The sequence below is a fragment of the Ignavibacterium sp. genome (assembly GCA_032027145.1).
Classification (GTDB): Bacteria; Bacteroidota; Ignavibacteria; order Ignavibacteriales; family Ignavibacteriaceae; genus IGN3.
Map to the genome: position 1 here is coordinate 1,619,474 of JAVSMP010000001.1, position 18,735 is coordinate 1,638,208.

At 33.2% G+C, this 18,735-nt stretch carries 18 protein-coding genes; 12 read left to right on the forward strand and 6 right to left on the reverse strand.

Features of this window, described 5'->3' with window-relative positions; genetic code table 11:
• Positions 1-2 precede the first annotated feature (2 nt).
• The gene (locus ROY99_06655) at positions 3-3,179 is read left to right on the forward strand and encodes a peptidase MA family metallohydrolase (GenBank protein MDT3696058.1); all 3,177 of its coding nucleotides are present in this window, start codon (positions 3-5) and stop codon (positions 3,177-3,179) included.
• 16 nt (positions 3,180-3,195) lie between these two features.
• On the opposite strand, the gene ROY99_06660 is transcribed toward ROY99_06655, so the two are convergent.
• Positions 3,196-3,480, reverse strand: a complete 285-nt coding sequence (locus ROY99_06660) for an FmdB family zinc ribbon protein (protein MDT3696059.1) — start codon at positions 3,478-3,480, stop codon at positions 3,196-3,198.
• A 96-nt stretch (positions 3,481-3,576) separates the two neighbouring features.
• Here ROY99_06660 and ROY99_06665 point away from each other — a divergent pair, with 96 nt between their 5' ends.
• The 9 genes from ROY99_06665 to rplI all read left to right on the forward strand — a co-directional run bounded on the left by ROY99_06665 (position 3,577) and on the right by rplI (position 10,498).
• Positions 3,577-4,239, forward strand: a complete 663-nt coding sequence (locus ROY99_06665; protein ID MDT3696060.1) for a hypothetical protein — start codon at positions 3,577-3,579, stop codon at positions 4,237-4,239.
• Between the two features lie 111 nt (positions 4,240-4,350).
• A complete protein-coding gene (locus ROY99_06670; GenBank protein ID MDT3696061.1) occupies positions 4,351-5,277 on the forward strand; it encodes a ribose-phosphate pyrophosphokinase in 927 nt (308 codons plus the stop codon).
• An 18-nt stretch (positions 5,278-5,295) separates the two neighbouring features.
• Complete coding sequence (locus ROY99_06675) at positions 5,296-5,934, forward strand: 50S ribosomal protein L25 (GenBank protein MDT3696062.1); 639 nt, start codon at positions 5,296-5,298, stop codon at positions 5,932-5,934.
• 5 nt (positions 5,935-5,939) lie between these two features.
• Positions 5,940-6,536, forward strand: a complete 597-nt coding sequence (gene pth, locus ROY99_06680) for an aminoacyl-tRNA hydrolase (GenBank protein MDT3696063.1) — start codon at positions 5,940-5,942, stop codon at positions 6,534-6,536.
• A 21-nt stretch (positions 6,537-6,557) separates the two neighbouring features.
• On the forward strand, positions 6,558-8,762 hold the full coding sequence (locus ROY99_06685) for a sodium-translocating pyrophosphatase (protein ID MDT3696064.1): 2,205 nt from the start codon (positions 6,558-6,560) through the stop codon (positions 8,760-8,762).
• 94 nt (positions 8,763-8,856) lie between these two features.
• Positions 8,857-9,279, forward strand: a complete 423-nt coding sequence (gene rpsF / locus ROY99_06690; protein ID MDT3696065.1) for a 30S ribosomal protein S6 — start codon at positions 8,857-8,859, stop codon at positions 9,277-9,279.
• 31 nt (positions 9,280-9,310) lie between these two features.
• Complete coding sequence (locus ROY99_06695) at positions 9,311-9,817, forward strand: single-stranded DNA-binding protein (protein MDT3696066.1); 507 nt, start codon at positions 9,311-9,313, stop codon at positions 9,815-9,817.
• On the forward strand, positions 9,801-10,031 hold the full coding sequence (gene rpsR / locus ROY99_06700) for a 30S ribosomal protein S18 (protein MDT3696067.1): 231 nt from the start codon (positions 9,801-9,803) through the stop codon (positions 10,029-10,031). Before ROY99_06695 ends, rpsR begins: the two co-directional genes overlap by 17 nt.
• A gap of 23 nt (positions 10,032-10,054) precedes the next feature.
• Positions 10,055-10,498 (forward strand): 50S ribosomal protein L9, encoded by a 444-nt coding sequence (gene rplI, locus ROY99_06705; protein MDT3696068.1) that lies wholly within the window; start codon positions 10,055-10,057, stop codon positions 10,496-10,498.
• Positions 10,499-10,569: 71 nt separating this feature from the next.
• On the opposite strand, the gene rpmB is transcribed toward rplI, so the two are convergent.
• Entirely contained in the window at positions 10,570-10,809 is a 240-nt protein-coding gene (gene rpmB / locus ROY99_06710; GenBank protein ID MDT3696069.1) for a 50S ribosomal protein L28, read from the reverse strand.
• A 320-nt stretch (positions 10,810-11,129) separates the two neighbouring features.
• Between rpmB and ROY99_06715 the strand changes: the two genes are divergently transcribed.
• Positions 11,130-11,741, forward strand: coding sequence for an L-threonylcarbamoyladenylate synthase (locus ROY99_06715; GenBank protein MDT3696070.1), 612 nt, complete (start codon positions 11,130-11,132; stop codon positions 11,739-11,741).
• An 8-nt stretch (positions 11,742-11,749) separates the two neighbouring features.
• Here the strand turns inward: ROY99_06715 and ROY99_06720 are convergent, their stop codons facing one another.
• Genes ROY99_06720 through ROY99_06735 form a run of 4 tightly spaced genes read right to left on the reverse strand, consistent with a single transcriptional unit; the run spans position 11,750 to position 17,516 of the window.
• Positions 11,750-12,523, reverse strand: coding sequence for an SDR family NAD(P)-dependent oxidoreductase (locus ROY99_06720; GenBank protein ID MDT3696071.1), 774 nt, complete (start codon positions 12,521-12,523; stop codon positions 11,750-11,752).
• Between the two features lie 19 nt (positions 12,524-12,542).
• A complete protein-coding gene (gene amrS / locus ROY99_06725) occupies positions 12,543-13,565 on the reverse strand; it encodes an AmmeMemoRadiSam system radical SAM enzyme (GenBank protein MDT3696072.1) in 1,023 nt (340 codons plus the stop codon).
• A 1-nt stretch (position 13,566) separates the two neighbouring features.
• The gene (gene pyk, locus ROY99_06730) at positions 13,567-15,003 is read right to left on the reverse strand and encodes a pyruvate kinase (GenBank protein MDT3696073.1); all 1,437 of its coding nucleotides are present in this window, start codon (positions 15,001-15,003) and stop codon (positions 13,567-13,569) included.
• A complete protein-coding gene (locus ROY99_06735) occupies positions 15,003-17,516 on the reverse strand; it encodes an ATP-binding protein (GenBank protein MDT3696074.1) in 2,514 nt (837 codons plus the stop codon). Before ROY99_06735 ends, pyk begins: the two co-directional genes overlap by 1 nt.
• Before the next feature lie 84 nt (positions 17,517-17,600).
• Between ROY99_06735 and ROY99_06740 the strand changes: the two genes are divergently transcribed.
• Positions 17,601-18,728 carry an aminotransferase class V-fold PLP-dependent enzyme gene (locus tag ROY99_06740; protein ID MDT3696075.1) on the forward strand — a complete coding sequence of 376 codons (1,128 nt, stop codon included), beginning with the start codon at positions 17,601-17,603 and terminating at the stop codon, positions 18,726-18,728.
• The last annotated feature ends 7 nt before the right edge of the window (positions 18,729-18,735 follow it).

Sequence of the window (18,735 nt, forward strand, 5' to 3'; positions counted from 1 at the left end):
AAATGAGACCACTCAAAATACTTTTGACTGTTGTTCTGTTTTTTTCAACTACATTGTTTGCGCAGTTTGGAAAAAACAAACTGTATATCAAAGATTATGATTGGTATTATATACAAACTAAACATTTTGATATTTACTTTAATCAAGGCGGTGAAACACTAACCGAGTTTGCAGCAAAATCTGCAGAGGATGCTTTGACATCAATACAGAATGCTTTTAATTACAGGGTAAATAGCAGAATCACTTTAATTATTTATAATTCACAAAATGAATTTCAGGAAACTAATGTAATTGATGAATACGTTACTGAAGGTGTTCAGGGTTTTACTGAACTGTTCAAAAACAGAGTTGTTGTTCAGTTTACCGGTTCATATAAACAATTCAGACATCTGATTCATCACGAACTTGTTCATGCTGTTATGAATGATATGTTCTATGGCGGATCAGTCCAGAATATAATAACAAATAATATTTCTCTTCAGTTTCCTTTATGGTTTAATGAGGGTCTTGCAGAATATGAAGCATTAGGATGGGATGTTGATACTGACATGTTTATCCGTGATGCCGCTGTAAATGAGTATTTGCCTGAGATAAACAGATTAGATAATTATTTTGCCTATCGTGGCGGTCAGTCAGTTTTTTACTATATAGCAAATAAATACGGAACAGAAAAAATTGGAGAACTGCTTAATAAAATTAAAGGTGTCGGCAATGTTGAAGAAGGATTTAAAGCAACTCTTGGAATAGATATAAAAGAACTTGGGCAAAGATGGAAGAAAGAAATTAAAAAAACTTTTTGGCCTGATGTTGCATTAAGAGATGATCCAGTTGATTTTGCAAAACGTTTAACCTTTCCCGAAAAAGATAAAGGGTTTTATAATACTTCTCCAACGCTTTCGCCACAGGGGGATAAAATTGCATTTATTTCAAACAGGGATTATTATTTCGGTTTGTACATTATGGATGTATTAACTGGAAAAACAATCGGTCCGCTTGCAGAAGGAAATCAGACCCCTGATTTTGAAGAGTTAAATATTTTAACACCGGGTTTAACCTGGTCGCCTGACGGAAATAAAATAGCAATATCCGCAGAGCATAGCGGTTTTGATGTTATATACATTTTTGATCTTGAAGAAGATGAAAGAGAAACATTGAAATTTGATTTGGAATCTATCGAAAGTGTTACCTGGTCAAACGATGGAAAATATCTGGCATTTGTAGGTCAGACTTCAAAGCAGTCCGATATTTATATATATAATTTTGAAACTAAAGAGCTTACGGATCTTACAAATGATATATTCAGTGATTCAGATCCTGCATGGTCGCCTGACGATAAAGCGATCTATTTCGTTTCTGATAGAGGTGATTATCTTGATGTAAGTAATATTGATAAAGATTTTAAAATTTCAGAACATAATTACTCACAAAAAGATATTTACAAACTTAATATTTCCGATAGAGAAATTTTTAGAATAACTGATCTGCCGTTTAGCGATGAAACTTCTCCTAAAGTAGAAGCTAACGGAGAAAGACTGATTTTTATTTCAGATATTAACGGTATAAACAATATCTATATTAAAAACTTATCTGCTGATGAAAAATCAATCAAAGTTACAGATATTCCAATTATCCCTATTACAAATTCAATTAGCGGATTATATCAATTATCTTTATCCAAGGACAGTAAAAAGCTGGTCTTTTCATCTCTATACGAATCTGTATTTAATCTTTTTATGCTTGATAATCCATTTGAGCCTAAAACACAATTAGATACTCTTAAGCCAACTCTCTACATTTCCAAACTGGAAGAAAAGCGAAATGTTAAGACTGATGAAAAAATTGTTAAAGATACATTGGTTGCACAAACCAGTGAAAAAGAAGTAAATAAAGAGGAGCAGATAAAAATATTTACAGGAGATGTAGTAGAATCAGATACTACATCAAATAAAAACTCAAATGATTATTCAAAATTTATTTTTGGTACATCTGATACTAATAAAGAAAAAGTATATGCAAATGACTCATTGTTTATTCCAAAAAATAATCTTGATGAAAATGGTAATTATCTTGTTAATAAATATAAAATAACCTTCGGACCTGATCTTGTTTATGCAAATGCTGGCTATAGTACATTTTATGGATTAATTGGAACTACTGTTTTAAGTTTTAGCGATGTACTGGGTGACCACCGTTTAATTGGTGTAACTGGTTTACAGATTGACCTTAAAAATTCTGACTATGGTTTAGCGTATTACAACCTTAGCGGCAAGATTAAATATGGTATTCAAGGTTTTCACACTGCAAGGTTTGTTAACATCATTAGAGGAAATTATATTAATTTTTTCAGATACAGAAGTTATGGCATTTCATTATCAGCATCATTGCCTCTTAACAGATTCTACCGTTTGGAAGCCGGCTTAGGTTGGCTTAATGTGCGTGGAGAAAACCTTGATGATCTTTCCGATCCGCTTGATGAAGCATCGTTTATTGTACCTTCATTGGCTTATGTACACGATAATATTATGTGGGGATATACTGCTCCAATTCAGGGAACCCGTTATCGGTTTGAAGCTTATGGAAATCCGGGACTTGGAAATAAACGATTAAGCTTTTATACATTAAGCGGAGATTACCGAACCTATCTAAGATTCTGGACAGATTATTCATTTGCCATTAGATTTTCAGGAGGATATTCTGGCGGTGAAAATGCACAAAGATTTTTTATGGGTGGAATAGAAAACTGGATAAACCGTTCATTTGCAACAACAGAGATCCCTATAGAATCTACAAGCGATTATGCATTCTTAACTGCTGTGTTACCATTAAGAGGATATAATTATTCAGAACGTATCGGCACCAAATATTTGCTTATGAATTATGAACTGAGATTTCCTTTAATCAGGTATTTGATTCCGGGTCCTTTACCAATCTTATTTAATAACATTATTGGTGTTGCATTTATTGATGCCGGTGCCGCTTGGGATAATACAAGTAAGCTGCAATTGTTTAATAGAGATTCAGATGGTTATTTTAGAAGTAAAGATTTACTTATGGGTACTGGTGTAGGTGCTAGAGTATTCTTCCTTTACTTTTTACTTAGATTTGATGTTGCCTGGGCTTATAATTTTAATCACTTTTCAGACCCAATATTCTATTTTTCAATCGGTGCTGATTTCTAATCAGCACCAACTGCTATTACTCTTTATTTTTGGTTTTTGAATCAGATTTCTTCTCTGAACCTGCCTTATTACTGATGTCTTGATTGTTAGTTTTTGAATTTCCGGTTGAGGTATTATTAGAGTTTTTATAATCTGTTTGATAAAAACCGCTTCCCTTAAAAATTGGACCGGCACCTGCACCTATTAATCTTTTTATCTTACCTTTACAAACAGGACAGATTTTTAGTGGCTCGTCTTTCATTGATTGAAAAATTTCAAATCTATGTCCACATTTAGTGCATTTATATTCATACGTTGGCATTTAAAACTCCTAAATTTTGGATGCGAAAAATAATGATAAATTACTGAATGTTCTATAAATTTAAACTCATAAAAAATATTATTAAGGGATATTGAATTGAAAAAAATATTGTTGATCTGTTTTCTATCAGTAATATTGATTTCCGGTTGTCTTAATTATAATCAAAATACTATAATCTATCCTGATGGTTCTGGTGAAATGCAGATTAATTACTGGATGAAGTATTCCGACTCAAGTTCAGTTTCAACAATATTGAATCTGGAAATTTTTAATCCTGATTCAATAAGAAAAGAGTTTGCTTCTGATTTTACCACCATTCAAAATATCACTTCCTATTCTGATTCAACTGATTCAACAATACGGGCAGATATAAATATAAAATTTAACCATGTAGATTCACTGAATACAATCAAAGCTTTTGCTCAATCAAAATATCATTTAGAAGATGGTGCATCTGGTCAAAAGATATTTTCACAGTTTATACCTCCTATTGCTACCGGATTTGGAATTGAAGGAAGTAAATACCATATCACATATTCATATAATATACGGGGTGAAATTATCACTCATAACGCAACTAATAAGGCTGGAAATAATTTAACTTGGTCATATTCACTTGATGAAATTGGACGTGGAAAAACAATATCAGTTACTTTTAAGCCATATAAACTTAAAGAAACCCCTAGGTGGATTTACATCTTGGCTGGAAGTGTATTATTGATGGTAATTTTTTTCCTGATTAAGAAGAGAAAAGATTAGTCAAAAGTATTTCTTAAATATCAAATTTATTGACTTAACAAGCCCCATTGGTTATATTTGACGCCTATTTAAAAAATAAATTGAGTTTACAAAGTGTCATCAGATGGATTCTTGATTTTTGCAGGCAACTCAAATAAGCAATTAGCGGAAAGAATTGCTGAATCCATTGGTGTGCCATTAGGTATTCTTGAATCAAAGCGATTTAGTGACGGGGAAATTTGGGTTAAATATGGTGAAAACATCAGAGGCAGAGATGTATTTTTGATTCAATCAACAAATCCTCCGTCTGATAATTTGGTTGAATTACTTATTATGCTTGATGCAGCAAAAAGAGCATCGGCAAAAAGAATTACTGCTGTTATTCCATATTTTGGGTATGCCAGACAAGATAGAAAGGATCAGCCCCGGGTTGCAATTACTGCTAAACTAATGGCTAATCTAATTACTTCGGCGGGTGCCGATAGAGTGATGACAATGGATTTACATGCTTCGCAGATCCAAGGTTATTTTGATATTCCGATGGACCATTTATATGGATCATCCATATTTCTAAATTATCTTAATAATCTTTCAGATAATTTGGTTGTTGTATCTCCTGATGTTGGAGGCATTAAAATTGCCAGAGCGTATTCAAAAATGCTTAACTCAGGTTTAATTGTAATTGATAAAAGACGTCCCAAAGACAACATTACTGAAGTTATGAATATAATTGGTGATGTAGAAAACAAAGATATATTGTTAGTAGATGATCTTATAGATACTGCCGGAACTTTTGTTAACGCTACAAAAGCATTGAAAGAAAAAGGAGCTAATAGAATATTTGGAGCTATTACCCATCCTTTACTTTCCGGTCCGGCGTATGAAAGAATAAATAACAGTCAAATAGATAAACTATTTGTTACTGATACAATTGATTTTGATGAAAATAAATGTGAACGAATTATAAAAATTTCAGCAGCACCTTTATTTGGTGATGCAATCTTAAGAACATATAAAAACGAATCAATCAGTTCATTATTTAATATAGATAAAGGTTAATTTAGACCCGGAGATAAAATGGAGAAAGTAATATTAAACGCAAAGAAAAGAACCAAAATTGATAAAGCAGCTAGAAGTTTATTACGCAGAGAAGGAAAGATACCAGCAGTATTTTATTCAAAGCACCACGAACCTATTCCTGTTGAAGTTGAAGAAAGATTAGTAAATCCTATGGTTTTTACATCAAAGACACATCTGATTACGCTTAATGTGGATAAAGACATGGAGCTTGAATGTATCATTAAAGATGTTCAGTTTGATCCTGTTACAGATAGAATAGTACACGTGGATTTTTTAGGTTTACAAAAAGACGAAAAGATTCAATTGGAAATACCAGTTCAATTAGTTGGAAGTGCTATTGGAATTAAAGAAGGCGGAGTTCTTCAGCATATTCTTCATAAAATACTTATTGAATGTTTTCCTTCTGATATTCCTGCACATATTGAAATTGATATTACAGATTTAAAACTTGGGCAGGCTATTCATATATCAGATTTAAAGCCTGAAAAATATACAATACTTAATTCCGAGGAATCGATGATTGCTTCTGTAACACATCCAAGGGTAGAGAAGGAAGCAACCCCTGTTGTTGAGGAAGGTGCAGAACCTGCAGAACCTGAAGTAATTGCTAAAGGTAAACAGGATAAAGAAGAATAGTTTTAGTGCGCATTATATTTGGTATCGGAAATCCTGGTTCACGCTATCAGTTAAACAGACATAATGCAGGATTTTTGTTAACCGATTTTTTTGCAATACATAACTCATTAAGATTTGCTTCTTCTAAGTTTGATTGTCAATACTCAGAAGGGGAGATTGATAATAATCCATTTGCTTTAGTTAAGCCAACTACTTTTGTAAATTTAAGTGGTATAGCTTTGAAGCAATGCTGTGAGCATTATAAAGTTGACTTAGAAAATGTACTAATCCTTGTTGATGATATTAACTTAAATTTTGCAGAAATAAGGATTAGAAAATCTGGAAGCGATGGTGGACATAATGGACTTAAATCCATTATCTATCATTTGAATACCGATGAAATCCCAAGACTTAGAATTGGTATAGGAAGTATTTTTGATGAAGGTCATTTATCTGATTACGTTTTGTCAGATTTTTCAAAATCGGAATTTTCACAATTGATTAAATCATTTGAATTTTGCTCTCAGTTAATTGAAAGCTTTATTACAGGTGGTTATGATAAAATGCTTTTTACTTACAGTCAGTTAAAAAATCAGAATAATAAAAACAAAGAAACAGAATAAACATTCAGTAAGGAGTTAACTATGGATTTAATTTTTCATATTATACCATTATTTGGTGTTTTAGCATTATTATACACATTTTGGAAATCAAGCTGGATATCAAAACAGGATGCTGGCACAGAAAAAATGAAAGTTATTTCCAGTCATATTGCTGAAGGTGCAATGGCATTTTTAAAAGCTGAGTATAAGGTTCTTGTAGTGTTTGTTATAGTAGTTGCAGCACTTTTAGCTTATAGTGGTTCTAATACAGTTAACTCATCTCCTCTTGTTGGAATATCCTTTATCGTTGGAGCTTTGTGCTCTGCTTTAGCGGGTTTTATAGGTATGAGAGTTGCAACCAAAGCAAACGTGCGAACAACTCAGGCTGCGAGGATTAGCCTTGGTAAAGCCCTGGAAATTGCTTTTGCAGGCGGTTCCGTTATGGGTCTTGGTGTTGTTGGTTTAGGTGTGTTAGGATTAGGCAGTTTATTGTTTATTTATGGTGATACTTATGGTTTATCTGATGTTGATAGTCTTACTAAAGTGATTACAATTATTACAGGATTTTCTTTTGGTGCTTCATCAATTGCTTTATTTGCTAGAGTTGGAGGAGGTATTTATACTAAGGCTGCTGATGTTGGTGCGGATCTGGTAGGAAAAGTTGAAGCCGGAATCCCCGAAGATCACCCGCTTAATCCGGCTACAATTGCTGATAATGTGGGTGATAATGTTGGTGATGTTGCTGGTATGGGAGCAGATCTGTTTGAATCTTATGTTGGATCTATTGTCAGTACAATGGTTCTTGGAGCTGCGTTTTTTTTAATTCCGGAATTTTCAAATAATTTTAACGGGCTTGGTGCTGTTTTATTACCACTTGTTATTGCCAGTGTTGGAATTATTGCTTCGATTGTAGGTACTTTTTTCGTTAAAGTAAAAGAAGGCGGTGATCCTCAAAAGGCACTCAACTTTGGAAATATTGTTGCAGGAATATTAATGATGATCTCTTCCTGGTTTATAATTAAATGGCTTTTACCCGAGAGCTGGTATTATCAGGATCCCCTTTATCAATGGGCTGATCCTGTAAAAGGTAATCTTTATACTTCAACAGGAATCTTTATTGCAACAATCGTTGGCATTATTACAGGTGCATTAATTGGAATGATAACAGAGTTTTATACTGGAAGCGGAAAAAGCCCGGTGCTTGGAATTGCAAGACAATCAATTACAGGTTCAGCTACAAATATAATTGCTGGTTTAAGTGTTGGGATGATGTCAACTGCGCTTCCAATTCTTGTTTTAGCATTTGCAATTATTCTGTCCTTTAATTTTGGCGGTTTATATGGAATTGCTATAGCTGCTGTTGGTATGCTTTCAATTTTAGGAATTCAACTTGCTGTAGATGCTTATGGTCCAATCTCGGATAATGCCGGAGGAATTGCAGAGATGTCTGAACTTCCAAAAGAGGTTAGATCAAGAACTGATAAACTAGATGCGGTTGGAAATACAACTGCTGCGATTGGTAAAGGTTTTGCTATTGGTTCAGCAGCACTTACAGCGCTTGCATTATTTGGTGCATATATGACTGCTGCGAATATAAAAACTATTGATATTTCTAAATCTGAAGTAATGGCTGGTTTATTTGTTGGAGCAATGATTCCTTTGTTGTTTTCAGCAATAGCTATGCAGGCTGTAGGCAGAGCTGCAATGGCTATGATTGAAGAGGTTAGAAGACAGTTTAACTCAATTCCTCAATTAAAAGCTGCTTTAGAGGTAATGAAGAGGAATCATGGTAAAGATCAATCGGACTGGAATAAAGAAGATGTTGATATTTTTGAAGATGCACATGGGAAAGCTGAATATGGAAAATGTGTTGAAATATCCACAAAGTCAGCAATCAGACAAATGGTCTTTCCGGGTTTATTGGCGGTTATTGTGCCGGTTTTAACCGGATTTCTTGGAAATAAAGAAATGTTAGGAGGACTGATTGCTGGGGTTACTGTATCAGGTGTGCTGATGGCAATTTTTCAGGCAAATGCCGGTGGTGCTTGGGATAATGCAAAAAAGATGTTTGAAGAAGGAATTGAAGTTAATGGACAAAAATATTTTAAAGGCTCAGATGCCCATAAAGCTGCAGTTGTCGGTGATACTGTTGGCGATCCATTTAAGGATACCTCAGGTCCATCATTAAACATTTTATTAAAACTTATGTCAGTAATTTCACTTGTTATTGCACCATTAATTAAGTAATTTTTATTAGATAAAATTAGAATATTTTTAAACCCTGCTCTTGCTATTGAAAGACATAGCGAGAGCCTAAATGCCCATAGGGAGGTGATTACAGATGAGAACAGGTGTGTACGAAAGTGCCATTCTTATTAATGCTGCATTAGATGATCAGCAAATCGAAGCAATTCTTACCAAAATTAAAGATTTCATCATTTCTAATGGCGGAACTATCCGCGAAATTGAGAATTGGGGTAGAAAACGTCTTGCATATCCGGTAGCAAAAAGCAAAATAGGATACTATGCAATTTACAGGTTTGACGGTCCAAGAGATATGATTGCAAAACTAGAAAGAATTTATTTATTGGATGAGCAAGTACTAAGACATCTTACATTAAATCTTAGTAATGAAGCACTGGAACAGCTGGAAAAAAACAAATCTCTTTCAGCTGCACTAAAAGAAGAAATAACATCTGAAATAGCAGAAGCTCCGATTGCTTCAGAAGAACCGGATGTTAATAATGAAGAAAATGATAACTAACAATAATTTGATTTAGTTTGGAGGTTTACAAATGGCTGATTTGAAAATGCCGGAAATAAATTATGTGATTGTAGCTGGTAATCTTACAAAGGATCCTGCTTTTAGAGAAACTACTAACAGAACACCTGTTGTAAATTTTTCAATTGCTTCAAATAGAAAATTTAAGGATAGTTCTAATCAATGGCAGGAAGATGTTTGTTACATTGGAGTTGTTGCCTGGAATAAACTTGCTGAAAGCTGTAGAGATAGATTAAGAAAAGGATCTGCTGTGCTGGTTGATGGTGAGTTGCAAAGCAGGAGTTGGAAATCTGATGAAGGACATAACAGAAGTGTTGTTGAAATCAAAGCCAGAAGAATACAGTTTTTGAATAAAAGACTAATTGGTTCTGAAGAAAATGGTGTGATTGAAGATGATGAACCTAGTATAGCTGTTGATGATTCGATTGACTATACTGAAGATTCTTTTGATAAGTTTTTATCTGAAGAAGAATCAAGTTTAATTAAACAAACAGGTAGTGGAAATGAAGAAAGAAATTAAAACTAAAAAAGTCTGCAGATTTACTCAAAGTGGAATCAAATATATTGATTATAAGGATGTAAAACTTTTGCAGAAATTTATAACAGAGCAAGGTAAGATTATTCCTAAAAGAATAACCGGCACCAGCTCTAAGTATCAACGTGAACTTGCCATTGCAATAAAGCGAGCAAGACACATGGCATTATTGCCCTACGTTTCTGATACTGTCAGATAGTTAAAAAAAGTTGGAGTAAAACAATGAAAGTTATTTTAAGACAAGACTTCGAGAAGCTGGGTAAAATCGGAGAGGTTGTTGATGTTAAGGGCGGTTTTGCAAGAAATTTTCTCTTTCCCAGAGGTATTGCATATGCTGCCTTAAAGGGAAATATTAAAGCACTCGAAGAAGAGAAAAAAACCGTTGAAAAAAGAAATCAGCAGGAATTAAAAGCTGCCGAAGAATTTGCTGCTAAACTGGAACCAGTTTCTATTACTATACCTGTTCAGGTTGGCGAAGAAGATAAGATATTCGGTACTGTTACTACTCAAATGATTGCTGATGCACTTAATGAAAAAGGTCATAATATTGATAAGAGAAAGATTGAAATTGAAGAACCAATTAAAGCACTTGGTATTTACGGTGTTAATTTAAAACTTCATCCAAGTGTTAGTGCCAAGATTAAAGTATGGGTCGTTCGGGAATAGTTGATGACTTTTTTAAATTAAAAATGGGAATCCAACCGGATTCCCATTTTGTTTTTAAAATAAAAACAGAACTATCTTGCCTTAACTTTCTTCTCGGATATCATTTTTGCAATATGAGCAGTGCCCTTTTTATTGATAGTTTTTATTGCATTAGCAGATAATTTTATTGTTACATATCTATTCAATTCCTGCACCCAAATGCGTTTTTTCTGCAGATTAGGTAAAAATCTTGTTTTAGTTTTATTATGTGCGTGTGATATTTGATTTCCTGTAGCCGGACCTACACCTGTTACTTGGCATCTTCTAGCCATTTCCTAAACTCCTTAATTATTCTTTCTATTTTAGAGCCGTAAATATATAAAAATCATACTTAAAAACTAAAATTTTAATGTACAATTTTGCATTGATCCTCATCAGATTATTGAAAAATCCTGATTTTCTTCTTGATTTTAATTTACAGAAGCCTATTTTAGCAGTGAATTATCAGACTTATAAAAAATTAAATTTGTCGTTACTACGTTAATCGAAATCGCTGATCATTTTGTAAATCTTCAGACCAGATAAGAAGGAAACTATACATTTTAATTTTGAATAAGTCTTATTGTAACAACTCTTAAAGTTTAATTGAACTATGGAATATTTTGAACTACACCCCAAAAATCCTCAGGTTAGATATATTAATAAATCAGTAGAGGTTCTGAAAAGAGGAGGAATTATAATTTTTCCTACAGATACCTATTACGGGTTAGGATGTGATTTATTTAATCATGATGGAATTGAACAAATCTTATCAATTAAGGGAGAAACAGATTCAAAGTTGTTCAGCTTTATCTGTTCTGATCTTAAAGATATTTCAAAATATGCAAAAGTTTCAGATTACTCTTACAGAACAATGAAACATCTTTTACCAGGACCTTATACATTTATTCTGCCTGCTGCAAAAGTAATCCCAAAAAAATTCTTGAGTAAGCGAAAAACAGTAGGCATAAGGGTACCTAAACACAATGTTACGCTTCAGATAGTTAGAGAATTAGGTAATCCGATTATCAGTACAAGTGCAACAACAAGGCTTGGCGATCCATTATTTGATCCATTTGAAATTAAGAATATTTTTTACGCAAGAGTAGATTTAATGCTTGCCTCTGAAAATACCGGATTTGAACCATCAAGTGTTATTGATTTAAGCGGCGACGAACCAGAGATTATAAGAGAAGGCGCCGGTGATGTTAGTTTATTCAGATAGTTTTTTATCTAATTTCTTCTATATACCTGCGATGAAGATGCCTGTTGCACAGGTGTTAGAATTATTTCATTAATATTTACATTATCAGACCTTGTTGCACAAAACAATACAGCTTCTGCTACATCATCAGGTGAAAGCGGAGTGATGCCTTTATAAACATTATCAGCCTTTTCGGTATCACCATTAAATCTAACTTTACTGAATTCAGTATAAACCATTCCCGGATCTATACTGCTTACTTTAATACCTTTATCTAATACATCTAACCTGAAAGATTGTGATAATGCTTTAACAGCAAATTTTGTAGCCGAATAAACATTTCCGAAAGTATATACTTCATGTCCAGCTGTAGATCCAATGTTTATTATGTGCCCAGTTTGTCTTTCCACCATTTGAGGAACAATAATTCTTGATACATTTAGTAACCCCTTGATATTTGTATCAATCATCTCGTTCCAATCAGTAAGTTTACCGGTATAAAATTTATCCAATCCCCTAGCTAAGCCGGCATTATTAATAAGAATATCAATTTTTTTCCAGTCATCTGAAAGTTTATTATACATATTTTCAACATCTTCATAATTCCTCACATCTATTTTACTGCAAAGTGCTTTTATGTTATACTTTTGTTCAAGTTCATTAGCAAGATCTTTTAATCTTTCTTCTCTGCGGGCAGTAAGAATTAAATTAGCTTTAAGTTTAGCAAACTCTACAGCACAAGATTTACCAATACCAGATGATGCTCCGGTTATAAAGACAATTTTTCTCTCAAGATTTTTCATTTTAAGTCCTGTTTAGTTATTAAAATACACCAGATAATTTGTCTCCGCATATTTTACATTTGTTGCCTTTCAGATTTACCAAATTAACCTGATGCCAGTTTCTTTTTATTAAAAGGGAATTACAATTTTTGCAATATGTAGATTGATTAATGGAATCGTGAACATTACCCAGATAAACATATCTTATTCCCGCTGATATAGCAATACTTTTTGCTTTTGTTAAAGTTGTATGTGGAGTTGGTATTTTCCCCATCATTTTAAAATCCGGATGAAATGCAGTAAAATGTATTGGAACCTCATCACCAAGATTATTTAATATCCAGTCGCACTCTTTTTTGATTTCATCATCTGAATCATTTTCGCCGGGAATTAAAAGTGTTGTTATTTCAAGCCAGACATCTGTATCGTTTTTAATCCATTTAAGAGTATCAAGCACATAATCAATATGTGAATAAGTATTTTTGAAATAAAATTCTTCAGTGAATGCCTTTAAGTCAACATTGGCTGCATCAATATTTTTATAAATATCTTTCCTTGCTTCTTTATCAATGTAGCCGGCAGTAACCATAACCGATTTAATATTTTCTTGCCTGGCAATATTAGCAACATCAATTACAAATTCACCAAATATTGTAGGATCATTATAGGTATATGCTATGGATGGAGTTCCGTATTTTTTCGCAAGCAAAACTACATCTTCGGGTGAAGCAATTATTGAATTTGAATCATCAAGCTTTGCCTTACTTGTTGTCCAATTTTGGCAAAACTTACAGCCGAGATTACATCCAGCAGTACCAAAACTTAAAATTTTTGTTCCAGGATAAAAATGATTTAACGGTTTTTTTTCTATTGGGTCAATTGCAAAACCTGTTGGTCTGCCGTAACCAACTGAATAAAGTTTTCCATTTATATTTTGTCTGATGTAGCAAAAACCTGCCTGACCGGGACCTATCTCACAATACCGCGGACAAAGTGTACACAACAACTTGTTGTTTTTACTTTCTTCCCACCATCTTGCTTCCATAAGATTCTGATTTTTCATTTTATAATACTTCAAATCTTAACCAGTTAGCTCTGCTTTTTTCTGAATAAGGCGCACCTGCGGTAAAAATAATCAGGTCACCTTTCTTAGCTAAATTTGATTCAAGGATTAATTCTTTTGCATCATCTATTTCAATTTGTTCTTTATTAATTTGTTCACAGTATATTGATGTAACACCCCATCTAAGGCAAAGATTATTCATAGTGTTAAAGCTGTTTGATATTGCAATAATTTTTGCATCAGGTTTATACTTTGAAATGATTTTTGCGGTCCTTCCTTCAAATGTAAAAACTACTATTGCCTGAGCATTAATTTGCCGGCTAATATCAACAACAGCTTTGCCCACTGAATCAAAAAGTTTTTCTTTAAGATTATCAGGAGAAATAAAATATTCTGAAATTTTATCCTCAGCATGTTGTTCAGCTTGAATAACAATATCGTTCATTATCTGAACTGCTTTAACCGGAAATTTTCCAACTGAAGTTTCACCGCTTAACATAACAACATCAGTCCCATCCCAAACTGCATTTGCAACATCTGATGCTTCTGCACGAGTTGGTATGGGTGAATTGATCATTGATTCCAGCATTTGAGTAGCAGTAATTACTAACTTACCAAAAGCATTGCATTGTTTGATAATTGACTTTTGTAAAACCGGAATCTGCTGTGGCGGAAGCTCAACCCCAAGATCGCCCCGGGCAATCATAATTCCATCAGCAGCCGTAATTATTTCATATAGATTATCAACTGCTTCTTTCTTTTCTATCTTTGCAATTACCGGAATCTTCTTTTCTTTTTTTGCCAGCCAATCTTTTAGTTCCAAAACATCATCGGCACTTCTTACAAATGAAAGAGCAATGTAATCAACCCTGTGTTTGATGACGTATTCAAGATTCTCATAATCTTTTTTGGTTATTGATGGAGTAGATAATTTCATTCCCGGCAGATTCATCCCTTTATGCGATGTCAGAGTGCCACCGTTTACAACTTCGCATAATACAGATTGTTTAGTCTTTGATTTTATGACAAGTTTTATCAATCCATCATTTATAAAGATTTCATTTCCGACTTCTGCATCATTAACCAACTCTTTATATGATGTTGATATTATTTTTTCATTACCGATAACATCGTCAATAGTAATTTCAATTGAGTTTCCATTTTGCAGCTCTATGCTTGTTTTCTCAAGCTCGCCAATACGGATTTTAGGTCCTTGAAGATCAATTAAAACAGCAAGCGGTGATTTTTCCAAAGAACAAGCTGAGTGTATTGAGCCGAAAATATTTTCCAAAAAATCATAAGTGCAATGAGATAAATTTAATCTTACACCGTCAATCCCTGAACGAATGAGTTCGCTTATCATTTCAACAGTATTAGTAGCTGGTCCTAATGTTACAAGAATTTTTGTTTTTGCAATTAAATCCTGATCATTTAACATTATTTGATACTTCTCCTGTGCTTTATTACCGGTTTTTTCTTTTTGCTTTTTGTTGATTTCGGTGTTTTTCGTTTTATTTCTTTTTCATTATTGTTTGATTTTACTGCACGCGACTTTTCATATAATGTTTTAATCTTTTTTTCAACCAGATAAAAAACTGTTCCCTCTTTATATCCATCGTCTGATTTCTTTCCAGCTTTAACACCGGTTAAGATTTCAATTCCTTCTTCAACTCTTGAGATTGGATATATATGAAAAATATTCTTTCTAACTGCATCGATAATATCTTCACGAAGCATCAGATCATTGATATTTTGAACGGGAATTATAACACCCTGATCACCTGTTAATCTATTAAGTTTACAAATATCATAAAATCCTTCGATCTTCTCATTTACTCCGCCGATTGGTTGAACATCACCTTTTTGATTAAGCGAACCTGTTACAGCAATTGATTGTTTGATAGGCAAACCTGATAGAGTTGACAGTAATGCAAATATTTCTGTACAGGATGCACTATCTCCATCAACCATACCGTAAGATTGCTCAAATACAAGATTAGCATTAAATGACAGGGGTTGATCCTGCCCAAATGTTTCTTTGAAATATCCTGAAATTATTAAGACACCTTTATTATAATGTCTGCCGCTCATTCCAGCTTCACGCTCAACATTAATAATGCTTCCGCTACCCAGTGAAACAGTAGCTGTAATTCGTGTTGGTCTGCCGAAGGAATAAAAATCAGCATTGTAAACAGCCAATCCATTAATCTGTCCGATTCTTTCACCTTCCGTATCTATAAGAAGAGTTTTGTTTTCAAACATTTCAGTCACTTTATCTTCAAGCATTCCGTGTCGTTCACGTGTAAGCTGATAAGCTTTTTCTACATGCGCAGACGACACAATATTAAAACCATCATCTGCTGCCCAAAAACTTGCTTCACGTGCAATATCAGCAATCTTAGAAAAGCGCAAAGTTAGTTTATTTTGGTTGCCGGCTATTATTGCACTAATTTCCATCAAATGTGCAATTGCTGATTTATCAAACTCTTTAAGTTTTTCTTGCTTGATTAATTTTTTAATCACTTTAGCGTATTCGTTAAGGACATTATTTTTCCGGTTGATCTCATAATCAAAATCGGCTTTTACTTTGAACATCTTTTTGAAATCATATTCATAATCAGACAAATAAGCATAAACAAATTGATTACCGATCAGAATTACCTTTGTGTATATATCAATCGGCTCTGGTTTTAAGGAGGTTGATGCCATAGATAAAAGATAGGGCGACTCACGAATTTCAAGTTTATTATAAGTAAGAATTCTTTTTAAAGTTTTCCATACGCCCGGTTCTTCAAATAAGTGCATTACATTTAATACAAGATATCCGCCGTTAGCTTTAAGTATAGAACCTGCTTTTATGTTTGTAAAATCGCTGTACCAATTACCTTTGCCATCATTAACACGTTCAATATTTCCGAAAAGATTTGAAAATGTCGGATTAGTTTCAACTATTATCGGACACTCATTTGTTTGTGAGTTATCAAGAATAATATTGAGATCATAATCCCGAAAATAATCAATCATTAAACCTTCCTGAGTAACATCACCCTGTGGTTTAATCCCCTTAAAGATTTGGAGATTATCAAGAATATTTTTCTGAATCGTATTTAAATGTTCTACAATTGAATTAGAATTATATTTTTCTTTTAATCCCTCGATAATTCCCAGAACAATTACCTCAGCACTTTCCTTTTCTAATTGCTGAAGTTTTTCCTGAAACTCCTGACTGATCTTTAATCCTTTTTTGAAAATAATCTGAAGTTTTTGCTGATGTTCTCCATATTCGTTTATGATTTTTTGAGCATTCTCTTTAGAAATTTTATTCTGTTTAATAAGCTCATCAAGCTGAAAAACCGGTACTGGCTGCCCTTCAACTAGTGGAACAATATCTGGTCTTATCTGATCACCAACCCTTATTTGACCTAACGAAAAACCTTTTTCTCTAAGCTCAGCATCAAAGGCATTTAGCAATTCTTCTTCTTTTAAATTATACTCATCAATAATAATTTTTCTTCTTGAAAGATATAGTTCGCTTTCAAGTGCTATGGGAATTCGTTGTTTTAATACTTCAATAGCTGAGTTAAGATCTTGCTTAAATTCTTTAGCCTGACCTTTAGGGAAAATTAAAAGTAACGGCTGATCCGGATCAGTAAAGTTATTAATATAAGCGTAATCATAAAGCTTTGGGCAATCACTGCTTATTTTTTCCAGCATTTGCTTAATCGTAGTAGCTCTTCCTGAGCCTGATAGACCGGCAATATAAATATTGTACCCCGGACTTCTTAAATCGATACCCATACGAATTGCTTTTAACGCACGTTCCTGACCAAGTATTCCCTCAATGGGGTCAATATCCTCTGTTGATTCAAACTTAAATATTTCAGGATCACACTTCCAGCGTAATTCTTCAGGTTTTAGTTCTTTATGTCCGATTGATTTATGTGAAGCCATATTTTGCCTGCTGATTTTAGAAGAGAAATAATTCATTATTATTTTTATATTGTAAACTAAATAAACTAAAATCGAATTTCAAAGATGAATCTTGACAACATTAGGACGTTATTTCCTTATATAAATAATGAAATAATTTATTTTAATCATGCAGCAACTGGTCCGTTTTCAACTTTACTTGTTAATGCAATCAATAAAGTCTTAAAAGAAAAAAGTGAAAAGCATATTGATGACTTTGATTCTTTTAAGGTAGTTGCAGCTGAAACTAAATCTATTATCGCTTCAATGTTAAATACTGTTCCGGAAAGAATAGCATTTACAGATAATACTTCCAACGGATTTAATTTTTTAGCTCAAAGCATACAGTGGAAAAAGGGAGATAGAATACTATTAAACGATATTGAATTTCCAGCAAATGTTTATCCCTTCTTAAATCTAAAGCGAATTGGGGTTGAAGTAGATTTTGTAAAATCAGATAATGGAAAAGTTACTGCAGAAATGATAATTGATGCTATTAAACCTGATACCAGGCTTATCTCGGTTAGCTATGTTCAATTTCTTTCGGGTTACAGAATAGATTTAGAAAAAATAGGAGCACACTGCAGAGACAAAGATATAATATTTTCTGTAGATGCTATTCAGGCTTTAGGTGCGGTTAGCTTAGATGCTGCAAAATGCAATATTGACTTCCTTTCCTGCGGTACTCAAAAATGGCTGCTCGGATTTCAGGGGCTTGCATTTATTTATTTGAATGAGAAACTGCAAAAAAGAATAACTCCTTCAAATGTAGGATGGTTATCTGTAAATAATGCCTGGAATCTTTTGGATTATCAGATTGATCTTAAAACAACTGCTGATGTTTTTCAGGGCGGAACTATTAATGCACTTGGAGTTTATGCTCTTAATACTTCCTTAAAGTTATTTAACGATTTTGGTTTTATTGAAGTAGAAAAAAGAGTTTTAGAAAATTCAAAATATTTTCTTGGTAAGCTTGCTTCAATTGGAATTAATGGCTTACTTTTAAATAGTAAAGAAAGTGAATTAGCCGGAATAGTTACAGTAAAAATTCAAGATCCGGATTTAGTTATTAAGAAACTTGAACAAAATAAAATTATTTGTTCTTTAAGAGAAGGTATGATAAGATTTTCGCCGCATTTTTATAATAAATTTGATGAGATTGACAGAGTGGTTGATGTATTACAAAAAAATTAAATGACCT